Raw genomic sequence first — 12,098 nt, 5'->3', positions numbered from 1 at the left:
TATTAATTGAAATTTAATAAAAATTTTTAAAAATAATAATTTTAAACCTAAACAATTCTAATATTTATTGTCAAGGATTAGTTTTGGGTAGATTCCTAAACTTTTGAATTCGTCGAGTAATAGTTTAAATGCATATGATAATTCAATTGCATTAATTTCTACATTTTCTCCACAAATTGGACAGTAGCATTTGTTTTTGTATACATTATATACTGCAAGCATTCCACATTCTTCGCATACTGGTAGTATTGTTTTGTCTGCATCAAATCTCTCTTTTAACAATAAACTTGCTCCATGCGCAACAAATGTATCCTTCTCCATCTCTCCTAGTCGAAGACCACCTTCTTTTGCTCGTCCTTCAGTTGGTTGACGAGTTAATAACTGTACAGGTCCTCGTGCTCGTGAGTGAAGTTTGTTTGCAACCATGTGTCTTAATCTTAAGTAGTACATGTTTCCAATGAATATTTTTGCTTGGATTTGTTCGCCGTTTTCTCCATCATATAATGTTTCAGTTCCGTCTTCTTTAAATCCTAATGATAATAATTCAGACCGTAAGTCTTCTTCTTTTTCTGCAACAAATGTAGTTCCATCGACGTATCTTCCGTTTAATGCTCCTGCTTTTGCGCCAACAAGTTCTATTAAATGTGAAATTGTCATCCTTGATGGAATTCCTTTTGGACTGAATATTAAATCAGGAACAATTCCAGATGCACTAAATGGCATATCTGTTGAAGGTAAAAGTATCCCTACAATTCCTTTCTGTCCATGTCTTGAAGTAAATTTATCTCCAATTTCTGGAAGTCTTTGTTCTCGCAGTCTTGATTGGATTAGTTTATTTCCTTCTCCATTTTCAGTAATTAGAACAAAATCTACAACTCCAATTTCTCCATGTTGAAGTGCAACACTACTTTCTCGTCTTTTATCAAGTGCTAGATTATATTCATCCATTGAACTTAAGAATCTTGGAGGGGAAGTTTTTCCAATAATTACATCTCCTTCTCCAACTGAAGCTTCAGGATAAATAATTCCATCATCTTCTAAGTATCGGTAATCATGCTCAGATCTAAATCCTTTGATATCTTTATCAGGTAAACAAATTTCATCTGTTAATCCGCCTGCATATCTTAGTTCTTCTGCAATGCATGGTCTAAAATATGTTGATCGTCCAAATCCACGTTCAACACTTCCTTTGTTAATAATTACTGCGTCTTCCATGTTATATCCTTTATAACTCATTACTGCAACTACAATATTCTGTCCTTGAGGATGTTTATCATATGCAGAAAGATCATACATTAATGTATCAACCATTGGTTTTTGTGGTGTTTGTAGAATGTTTACATCCATGTCTACTCTTACAGGAAAATTTGCAGCGTATAATCCGAGGCCTTGTTTTTGATTTTTTCCTCCGATAAGTACCCTTGGTCCTGGTGAGTAATTACTGTATGGTACAAGTGCGGTTGCAATTCCCATAATGCTTATTGGATGTATTTCCAAATGAGTGTGATCGGGTGTTAAGTCTTCTTCAAAGAAAGCAACTAAAGAATTTTCTTCTTCCATAGCGTCGAGGTATTCGATTACGCCTTGTTTGTTTAAATCTTCCCAGTTTATTTCTCCTTTTTTTAATTGTTGAGCGTGTTTGTCTGTAAATGCACTTTTTCCTTCTTTAACTACAATTAAAGGTCGTCTAATTCTTCCTTTTGTTCCTTCAACAAAAACAGTTTTTAGATCAGGGATGTAGTTTACATTTATTCCATCGTGAAGATTTCCTTTTCGTCTTTCTTCTATAATTCTGCCAACGAATTTTTCAGGTTCTTCAATTTCTCCAACAAATTTGTTGTTTACGAATACTTCTGCCATTTTGATTATACCTCGGGATTACAATAATTTTTTAACAATTATATTTTCATCAATTTTATGTTCAGTAAATTAGTAAGTTAAATCAGTCAAACTAATTTATGACATAGTTTTCAAGCCCATTCCTTTTAACGCTTTAATCATTTCTTCTTCAGGAACTGCTAGTGATACTTTGGATAATAATGCTAGATTTTTTCTAAGACCAATGTTTGTACCTTCCGGAGTCTCCATAGCACATAATCTTCCGCAGTGTGTTGCGTGTAATTCTCTTGCTGCGAAATTTTCTTGTGATGCGGATAATGGTGATACAACTCTTTGTAAGTGAGATGTTGCATCAAGGAAATTGTGTCTTTGAATTCTCTGACTAATTCCTTTTCTTCCACCAACCCATGAACCGGTTGCCATTGAACTATAGATTCTTTGTGTTAATAGTTTGTCTCTAATTATTACTTTAATTGAAGGGAATTTTCCTCGTTTTACGATTCGTTGAAAATTATACAACAAATCATTAACTAAAACTTTTAAATTTACAGTAAATAAATCTGCAAGTAAATCTCCTGCAAGTTTTAGTCTTTTGTTTGAATAATGATCTTTATCATCTAGTCCGATGTCACCTTCAGTTGTTAAAATAAATTTTTTCAACAATTTACAAATATTGTAGGATTTTGGTATTCTATCTCTTGCAGTAACTCCTATGTGTGATAGTAAGTATTTGTCAAGAATTTCTCTCATTCTTTCTATTCTAATATCTTTTGCTTGAGTAATACCTGTTTTCTTTGCAATATAATCAAGTGCATCATCTTCTGTTTTTATGTCGACGAATTCGTATAAATTTACTAATAAGCTGTCAAAGTTTTTATCTTTACTTACGAATGTCATTATGTCTTCATCTTTTGTAAGTCCTAATGCTTTTATAATTACAATTAAAGGAATTCTTTTAACTCGAGTAAATGTTAAGTAGAAAATTCCGTCTTTAAGTTTTTCAATTGTGTGTGGAATTTTAAATGAAGGTCCTTCTGAAAATATTTTTCCAACATATGCACTAACTCCGATTTTTTGTTTTTCAATCATTAATCGATTTGATGCTAAGTCTTCAACTCCGATGATTACTTTTTCAGTTCCATTTACTATGAAGTATCCTCCATGGTCGTCTGGATCTTCGCCTTTGTCTATGAGTTCTTCAGGACTAGCTTTGCTTAAATGGCAATATTTTGATTTAAGCATGATTGGTAATTGTCCAATTTGTGTTACAAAACTTTCTCTTTGTACTCCATTGATGTGTGCGCTTACTTCCATATATATTGGTGCGCTGTAACTAATTTTTCTTAGTCTACATTCTACAGGATATACTTTTCGTTTACTTCCATCAGCTTCAGTAATTTCTGGTTTAGTTACCCAAATTTTATCGAATTTAATTTTAAATTCCTCTACATTGTGGGGGATTATTGTAGGTTCGATAATTTTGTTAGCATCTACAATTTTTTGTAGTTCTTGATCAATAAAATTGTTGAATGATGCTACATTTGAGTCTGTGAGGCTGTGTTCCTCAAAGTACTTTTTTAGAAGAATTGTTTTTTTATCGTCTTTCTTTTGAGCCATTTTTTTTAAGCCTGTTTATTTTTTTTATTTTGAGTTATTTTATGATTTTAATCAAGTATGATTGATCATAAATATTCGTTTTTGAGCTTGATATGTGGGTGTTGTGTGTGATTTGTTGAGTGAGTTAATTTAATATGGAGATTGGTTAAAATAACCCATAATAAATTTAATTTTAAAATAAATAATAACTAACATCTCCGATAGCTAACTATCTAATCAATGATGCTTCTATAATATACAGTATTTCCTGCAGTGATGCTGCTTCTTTCAATTTTTACAACATCTCCAGTCTCTAGATCCATGTTTCTTATTGCTGGATCTTTTGAAGTTATAGAAGGTAGTTCTTTAACAGTAATGTTGTACTTTGCAAGAAGTTCTTTTTTTTCTTTTTCCGATAACTTCTTGTGTTTAGGAATTAAAACGTGTTTAGGTGCTTCCTTTTTGGCCATATTTGGATCCCCCGAAAAATTTTATGGTTTTTTTTAAAATATTTGCAAATGTAAAATTTATAATAAAATGAAATAAATAATTTTTAGCGATAAAAAATAAAATATTTATGCGGAAAAAATTGGTAGGCCGGACGGGACTTTCATCAAAATTTTTACAAAATTTTTGTAAAAACCTATTTTGAACCCGCGACCACTCGATTTCGATCATATCATCGCCTTTCAGCGATTTTATGTTAAAAGTCGAGTGCTCTATTGCCCGAAAGACAAGGAATTCAACTGTAAAGTTGTTTTGTCTCGCTCCAGGCTGAGCTACCGGCCTGTATAAACGCCCTGGCCGGGATTTTCATGTTGTTAACCCCGAAATATTGGTGTTAAACTTTTTGAACCCGAGTCGAAGCCTCGACAGGGCTTCATGATAGGCCGAGCTACACTACCAGGGCTTTTTTCCCGCATTGCAGGACATAAATCTTTCTACTATCTAAATTTGTCTCTTTATGATCTCTGTTTGCTGTAGAAAGGTTTATTCATAGTATTGGCTAAATTTTTTACCCCTTTTTAAACGTTTGTTTTTTTAGCATTACTTTTTTAAATAATATAAAAATAATCTTATAAATATGCACTTTTTTTGATTAAATTGGGCATTAATTTGATTTTTTTGCATATTTTTTCATTATTTTAGGTAATTTTCATGTTTTTTTTTGTTAATTATCGGGTAATTTTTGGTATTTACAGCATATTTTTGTTAAATTAGGATATAATTTGGATTAATTTCGACAAATATATCAATAATTCAATAAATACTGTAAATTAATATATCTTAATAAACTGCTATTAATAAATCACGTTTAATAAACCAATCTTAATAAAAATGACATAATAACTATTTGGTGAATATCATGAAATTATTGTTAATATATCCTCCATTTGGAACCCCTGGAATCGTACCATATTCTATATCTTATTTGAAGAGTTTTGTTACTGATAATATTGATACTGCCAAAAATGAGGTTAAATGCATTGATTTAAACGCTAAATTTCACAGATTTAAATTTATTAAATATTATTTTAAGATTAAAACTGTGCAAAATGATGGGGATTATTCCACTGTTCTTTCGGATTTTTATAAAGATTCAACAAAAGTCTATTCTGATAATAATAAGTTAATTAGAACAAATCTTTCACTTTCTAAGGTGGATTTGGGGGCTGAAATTGGTGTTGCTGATGAGCGTGATGATGGTGATAATGGAAAAAATTGCGAAGTTGAGGCAAACTCTAAATCTCCTGAGTTTTTTGAGCAACTATTGGATCTTATATTAAAAGAAAAACCCGATTTAGTTGCATTCAGCATTGTTTATAGTAGTCAATGTTTTTACGCAACAGCACTAATCAACAAATTGAATCAATTAAATATTCCTTGTATTGTGGGAGGACCATCAGTTAATCAAAATCTTAAAAAAATAGCTCCGTATCTTTCAAATGAAGTTGAATTATTAAAACTAGTAAAAAAAATTAATCTTGCTGAATTGAACTTGACTAAAATTGGTCTTGATGAACAAGGGGTTGATGCTGATCGTGGTGGTGGAGATACTGCTGCGAATGATAGTTGTGATTGTAACAATTTAAATTGTGAAACTGTTTCAGATTATTCAGATTATGATTCTAAAGATTATTTGTCAAAACATTTAATTATTCCACTAAAAACTTGCAGCACTTGTTATTACAGGCAATGTGCTTTTTGTACTCATTACAAGGATGAATGTTATTTTGAATTCAAGTTAGATAGAATAAAAAAAACAATTGAGAAATCTAAACAAAAATATTTCTTTTTTATTGATGATATGATTTCACCGTCAAGGTTAATAGAATTAGCAGAGATGTTAACTCCGTTGAATGTTTTTTGGTCTTGTCAATTAAAACCAACAAAAGAACTTATTCCGATTCTGCCAAAATTATATGAATCTGGTTTGCGGTGTGTTTGTTGGGGTATTGAATCTGGAAATCAAAGAATTCTTAACTTGATGAAAAAAGGAATTACAACTGAAATTGCAGAGCAAGTATTGTTGGAAAGTAAAAAAGTTAAAATCAAAAATGTTGTTTTTATTATGTTCGGGTTTCCAACTGAAACTGAGTCTGAGTTTAAAGATACAATTTCGTTTTTAGAAAAAAATTCAAATAATATTGATCTAATTTCAACAAGTTTATTTGGACTTCAACAAGGAAGTAAAGTTTATAATGATCCAAAAGAATTTAGTATTGGAAAAATAATTGAAACTCCAAGAACTTTGCTTGACGATAAAATATCTTTTGAAATAAATCCTGAAGTTGTTAAAAATTCTGATTGTATGACCTCGCAGCGTGCAAAAGAAATGAAAGATAATTATCGTAAATCAATTAATAATTTAAATAAACTTCCAAAAATTTTTAATTTTTTTAAAGAACAAATTATGTTTTTTGATTAAATGTTTTTAAAAATAATTCTGCTCAAAACTTTATTTCGTTGTAATAGTTCTTATTATTTTTTTAATTAATTTTACCTATTCTTTGCATATTTTGCACTCGTTTGGGTTATATAGTTTACACATCTTTCGCAAATCTTTTGCATAACCTTTATAACCTTGCACTTCTATTATTGAGAGTATGGAGTTTCATGGTTTTACATTAGATAAGTTTCAAGAAGATGCGGCAGAGTCTGTTAAAAAAAATCTGTCTGTAGTAGTTTCTGCTCCGACTGGATCTGGAAAAACATTAATTGCTGACTATATTATCGACCGAGAACTTAAAGGGACAAAAAGAGTTATTTATACTGCGCCAATAAAAGCATTATCTAATCAAAAATTTAAAGATTTTACTCAACAATATGGTGAAGATAAAATTGGTTTGATTACTGGCGATATTGTTATTAATCCTCAAGCTCAAATTTTGATTATGACTGCCGAAGTTTATCGTAATATGGCAATAATTAATGATCCTGTACTTCAAAATGTTTCTTATTGTATTATGGATGAAATTCATTATATTAATGATGAAGAAAGGGGCTATGTTTGGGAAGAATCAATTATTTTCTCATCAACACAAGTTAGGTTTCTTTTTCTTTCAGCAACAATTCCTAATGCGCAAGAATTTGCAGATTGGGTTGGAAAAATTAAAGAGCATCAAGTTGCAGTTATCATGCATGATATTCGGTCAGTTCCATTAAAAATTCGTTTTTTTGATGTGGATTTAGGAATTACTACTCTTGATAAAATTAAAGAAAAAGCAGAGGAAGATAAATATCCTGATTATAATTCTATTCATAAAAGACAGCACTCAAGATCGCCAAATTTTATGCACAGGCGAAGAATTCCTCCTCCCAAGTATCAAGATTTAATATTGGATCTTAAACCGTTAGGGTTGTTTCCTTGTATTTATTTTGTTTTTTCTCGTGCTAAAACTCAAGAATATGCATTTGAGATTTGCAAAAAAAATGATTTTTTGAATAGGTCTGAAAAAAAGGAAATGCTCTCGCTTATTAGTGATTTTTTTAATAAATTGAATAAAGATCTGCATTCATTAAGATCAACTAAAGAGTTAAGAAATTCTCTTTCAAATGGGGTTGCATTTCATCATGCAGGACTCCTTCCAGAAATTAAACATATTGTAGAATCATTATTTACTAAAGGATTAATTAAAGTTTTATTTGCAACAGAAACGTTTGCTGTTGGAATTAATATGCCTGCAAAATGTATTTGCATGGATTCGTTAAGAAAATATACTGGAACTGGGTTTAGATTTTTAACTTCAAAAGAATTTTTCCAAATATCTGGAAGGGCAGGACGACGTGGAATTGATAAAGAAGGATTATCTGTTTCTATGGTTTATAGGCCCAATGCTGATTTTAGAAAAATTGATTCATTCACAAAAAAAGATTTGCTCCCAATTAAATCTCAATTTAAACTTTCAATTAACACTGTGTTGAATATGATTGATCTTCACTCAAATGATGAAATTAATAAAATTCTTAGAATGAATTTTTTTACGTTTCAAGAACTTAAAGGCAAAGATGCAAGGTCTGTTAATATTTCTATTAAAGCAAGATATAATAGCATTGTTAAAAAACTTATGAATATGGGTTATGTTGAGATTGCTCACAATCTTTCAGATGATGAAATGATTCAGTTGGAAGGTTCTAAAAAATCTAAACTTAAACTCGCAAAACCTACTATGCGATTGACAAAACTTGGTAAGTTCGCATCTTATATTTTTGCAAATGAAATTGAAATTTCTCAAATTTTTGAAGCAGAGTTTCCAATAACGTTTACTCCTTATACTGCAATTCTTATAATTGCTGCATTGCTTTTTGAGGAGAAAAGGGACACTAAATTTTACAAAACATTTCGCACAAAAGAATTGGTAAAAATTGAATCTGCATTTTATAATCATCCTTTTTTTAAGAAAGAAAAATGGCATAAAAATTTAGAAAATCTAACTGCGTTAATTTATCCTTGTTTTTTGGGAAAACGGTTTGTTGAATTACTTCAGTATTCTAATCTTCCTGAAGGTGATATTATACGAATTTTCATGCAAGTTCTTGATCGTCTTGAACAAATTGAGAGAGCATCAGAAAATTCTGAGTTAAAGAATGTCATTTATGATTCTAAAAGTTTAATTAAGAATTGTTTGGATGGAATTCATGTTTTCTAAATAATCTGTGTCAAGCTATTTTTGAATTTATACTTATTAAAAATTGGGTCATAGAATTAATATGTTGGTTATTTTGCTATGCAGCTCTTTGAGTATTACTATTTGCAGCAATTGAGGGCATTGTTGGAATTACTTCTGGATGTTTTATTGCTTGATCAAGTGCCTGGACTTTTTTAATTTGTTCAATGGTTGAACTTTCAAATCGTTTGTGCATTTTAAATAAACTATTTCCTTTAGTAATCGTATTTAGTAATTCTTTTTCTGCTTCTTGATAGTGTACGTGTGCACTTCTATCGACGAGCGCATGGCCATGACCATTAAAATAATTTGTTAATATATTCCATAACCATTTATACAATGAACCATCTTTATGAATTTTATCGCCAAATTGTTTTTCATAAAATTTTAACACTTCTTGTAAATTAACTAAATTTTTCAAATGTTTTTTTGTGAGTGTATTCAAACAAAGTTCTGCGCTAAAGTATGCTAGCCATATTTCTTTTTGAGAAGTTACATCTGAAATGTTTTTAATTTGACTAAGTTTTGCTATTACATCATTGAAAAAATAATCATATGCTTTTTCTTGATCCCGTTCGTCAATCATTTCAGATCCGTGTTCGGAGTCCCATAGTGCTTCATAAAATTCATGTGTATTTGGATCTTGCATTTCATCTAATTTGTCTGCAGAAATTCCTTTTTTCCATGCAACAAGTTTAGCAAATTCAATAACTGTGTTTAAGAAGTCAGTCTGATTTTGTTGTAATGAGTGACAATTGGAAACATTAATTCTAAATTCTTTACTTTTATCAAAAATTGATTTTTGGTTGGTACTTGGTTCTTCTGATCCATACAAAAATACATTGATCATTTTATTCCAGTTTGTAGCAGTTATTTGGTCCCAGGCAATATCTTGCATTGATTTTGAAATTGATGCATCCACTTCTGCAATTCTTTGAGGTGTTGGGCCTTCTTCTCGGATACGTGCAAATCTTTGCAACAGTTTTAGGTAATCGCCGGAAGTTTCGCTATCTCCTTCAGTTTTTGCTTTTTTGAAATGAACGGGAATTATAATATTTTTTTCATGATTGTATTTATGGTAGAAATGTATTGGTCTTCCTGAGTATTTGAGTGATTTTTTTAGTAAGTCAGATCGAGGATTCGTTCCATTTGAAATTCCTTCTCCACCTCGTCCGAGTAATGAATGTTCAAAGTCTGCTACGTGATAAAATGTTTTATCATCACCTTTTTCAGTCGGATCATTAATTTTTGCGTAAACTACAAGTCCATTAGTGTCATGTTCAAAATCAACCCATTTCATATTTGGATCTTTTCTTAAACGTGTTAATGGTTCGAGGTCTAAAAGTTCCATGTTTGGAATATTAAGTTCAAATTTTCCATCAACAAGTTCAGTTTTAACTTCGCCAAATCTCTTAATTTTTCCTTTGATTTGACCTATAACTCCGAGGGTAACTGGACCTTGATAAACTTCAATATTTTTATCCGCATAAATTTGTTCTCCAGTTTTAGTTTTATATTTATCTCCATTTTGAGGAGTGTCAAGTACTAGTCGTCCAGTAAGTTTAACATCCATTTTGTTCCAACTAAAAAATGGAACTATTACATGTTTTTCAAAAGTGTGATCTTTATTAAATACAATTGGTCTTCCTGAGAAATTAATTTCGGGATGTAGGGTATCACTTCGAGGATTTTCTCGTTGTTTAATTCCCATTACTGCTTCTCCTCCACGTCCAAGAGGTGTTGTGGCAATATTTGCTATGTGGAAATATTTTTGATCTTCTACAGGATCATATGCGTATATGACTATTCCTGCAGGTTGATTACTTAAATCAACTCCTTCTATTGGCAATTTTGTTATTGGTTCGAGATCTTCAGGTTTTAAATTAAATTCAATTTCAAATCGTCCTTTTTCGTTAAATGCTCTATGACTTATTTCTTGTCTTGCAAGAACTTGTAATTGTCCTTTTATTTGCGCAATTACTCCTACATCATATCTTCTATGTTTTGGAAAATCTGCATGTCGACTATTATACATTCTTTTTCCTGAGTATTGAGAAAGTTTTGGACGTCTGTCAGGTCCTTCTAGTACAACTCTTCCACTAACCTTACATTTGATCTCTTTGTCTGGTTCTGGGGGAACTGGTTTTGGTTCTGGCTCAGGTTCTGGAGTGGGTTTTGGTTCAGGTTCTGGAGTGGGTTTTGGTTCAGGTTCTGGTGGAACTGGTTGAGGTTCTGGAGTGGGTTTTGGTTCAGGAATAGGTTTTGGTTTGGGCTTAGGAGTGGGTTTAGGCGGGACGGGTTTTGGATCTGGTTTAGGTATTGGTTTTGGAGGATCATCTTTCTCAGTAATTTCATGTCGGTCCCATTTCCAAAATGTCTTATCAGAATTTAAGCATGCACCAAGTCCAATTACTTTTCCTTTTATGAGATCTTTTAATGCAGCGTCTTCAAAACTTACATTGCCATTAACTTCTACTTCGCCGGAATCAAGAGATTCGCCTATGCCTCTGTTAGTGAGTTCTGTTGGACTCCAATTATTAGTAACTGCTAAATTATATTCTGAATCATCCTTAAACAACCACCATCGTTTTGTATACTTTCGTTTACTTGGTGGAACTGGTGCAGGTTTTGGTGGAATTGGTATTGGTTGTGGCGGACTCGGTCCTGGAATTGGTTTATATGTTTTTTTAGGATTAAAAATCAAAGGACCTCCTGCATGTTTACTAAAATATTTTTTAAAATATTTTTCTAAAGTTGTTTTAGTAATCCAAACATATCCATTATTACCCCAAGTATGATCCCAACTATTTCTTATTTTAAAAGCTTCATATTTTTGTCCTGGGTTGTTTATTGGATCTGGCACGTATTCCGAATCATAACCTACAACAACTATCGCATGTCCATGCCCGCCCAATCCTACTGGGTTGTGATTTAATATTTTTGTATTGTAATTACAATTTAAGAATTGAGAATCAACACCTATGCCGATCCATAAGGGATTTCCTTTTTTTAATTCTGAAGGCCAACGGTTAATATTTCTTGAGCCGTATTTAATTGATTTAATATATTTTTTATAAGTTTTTGTCGCTTCTTGAAGGATATTAGTGGTTTGAGAATTTGGTCTAACTGCAAATTTGCCTGTTAAGTGGTGTGCGTAAGGGGTTGGTTGTGGACGGTCTATTAAGTCTGAGTCTCTTTTAGGATAATACCATAAGTTTTCATCACAACTTCCCTCATTTTCTAGTGTGGTTTTAATCTCACTTGCAAAAGCTCCATGAGGGACGCATTTTATGTAAGGTGAGTGTAATCCGCAGGGAGTCATATAGTTTGCATGCCAATAAACAAAAAGAGGAGATATTCTTGAGCTATTGATTCCTTCACTTCTGTTAATCACATATTCAATTATTGCTGTTGCTGCAAAAGATGCGCAACTACCTAAATTTCCTTGACTTCTAATTCCTGAAAATCCTTTAGATAAATCCATTTTGTATTTAT

6 protein-coding genes and 2 tRNA genes are annotated in these 12,098 nt (G+C 31.5%); 2 read left to right on the top strand and 6 right to left on the bottom strand.

Annotated elements, in window-relative coordinates; translation table 11 throughout:
• Positions 1 to 57 precede the first annotated feature (57 nt).
• The 5 genes from rpoB to HN587_01915 form a co-directional block, all read right to left on the bottom strand.
• Positions 58 to 1,866 (bottom strand): DNA-directed RNA polymerase subunit B, encoded by a 1,809-nt coding sequence (gene rpoB / locus HN587_01935; protein ID MBT7902591.1) that lies wholly within the window; start codon positions 1,864 to 1,866, stop codon positions 58 to 60.
• 90 nt (positions 1,867 to 1,956) lie between these two features.
• Positions 1,957 to 3,456 (bottom strand): DNA-directed RNA polymerase subunit B'', encoded by a 1,500-nt coding sequence (locus HN587_01930; GenBank protein ID MBT7902590.1) that lies wholly within the window; start codon positions 3,454 to 3,456, stop codon positions 1,957 to 1,959.
• Positions 3,457 to 3,668: 212 nt separating this feature from the next.
• Positions 3,669 to 3,905: a DNA-directed RNA polymerase subunit H gene (locus HN587_01925; GenBank protein ID MBT7902589.1), complete on the bottom strand. Its 237-nt coding sequence runs from the start codon at positions 3,903 to 3,905 to the stop codon at positions 3,669 to 3,671.
• 120 nt (positions 3,906 to 4,025) lie between these two features.
• A tRNA-Lys gene (locus tag HN587_01920) sits at positions 4,026 to 4,224 on the bottom strand.
• A 7-nt stretch (positions 4,225 to 4,231) separates the two neighbouring features.
• Positions 4,232 to 4,345 (bottom strand) — tRNA-Asp (locus HN587_01915).
• A 456-nt stretch (positions 4,346 to 4,801) separates the two neighbouring features.
• On the opposite strand from HN587_01915, the gene HN587_01910 reads away from it, so the two are divergent.
• Together HN587_01910 and HN587_01905 are read left to right on the top strand one after the other, a co-directional pair.
• Positions 4,802 to 6,364: a radical SAM protein gene (locus HN587_01910; GenBank protein MBT7902588.1), complete on the top strand. Its 1,563-nt coding sequence runs from the start codon at positions 4,802 to 4,804 to the stop codon at positions 6,362 to 6,364.
• A gap of 178 nt (positions 6,365 to 6,542) precedes the next feature.
• On the top strand, positions 6,543 to 8,585 hold the full coding sequence (locus HN587_01905) for a DEAD/DEAH box helicase (protein MBT7902587.1): 2,043 nt from the start codon (positions 6,543 to 6,545) through the stop codon (positions 8,583 to 8,585).
• Between the two features lie 76 nt (positions 8,586 to 8,661).
• Here the strand turns inward: HN587_01905 and HN587_01900 are convergent, their stop codons facing one another.
• Positions 8,662 to 12,087: a C1 family peptidase gene (locus HN587_01900; protein ID MBT7902586.1), complete on the bottom strand. Its 3,426-nt coding sequence runs from the start codon at positions 12,085 to 12,087 to the stop codon at positions 8,662 to 8,664.
• Between the last annotated feature and the right edge of the window lie 11 nt (positions 12,088 to 12,098).

It is taken from the genome of Candidatus Woesearchaeota archaeon, from assembly GCA_018675335.1.
In the GTDB taxonomy this organism is placed as follows: Archaea; Nanobdellota; Nanobdellia; order Woesearchaeales; family UBA11576; genus JABJCP01.
The sequence above is the reverse complement of the archived record's forward strand: the minus strand, read 5'-3'. Positions and strand labels throughout refer to the sequence as shown.

Excerpts from the sequence above, each read along its gene's own strand:
- HN587_01930 (MBT7902590.1), bottom strand. The coding sequence starts at position 3,456 with ATGGCTCAAAAGAAAGACGATAAAAAAACAATTCTTCTAAAAAAGTAC.
- HN587_01925 (MBT7902589.1), bottom strand. The coding sequence starts at position 3,905 with ATGGCCAAAAAGGAAGCACCTAAACACGTTTTAATTCCTAAACACAAG.
- HN587_01910 (MBT7902588.1), top strand. The coding sequence starts at position 4,802 with ATGAAATTATTGTTAATATATCCTCCATTTGGAACCCCTGGAATCGTA.
- HN587_01905 (MBT7902587.1), top strand. The coding sequence starts at position 6,543 with ATGGAGTTTCATGGTTTTACATTAGATAAGTTTCAAGAAGATGCGGCA.
- HN587_01900 (MBT7902586.1), bottom strand. The coding sequence starts at position 12,087 with ATGGATTTATCTAAAGGATTTTCAGGAATTAGAAGTCAAGGAAATTTA.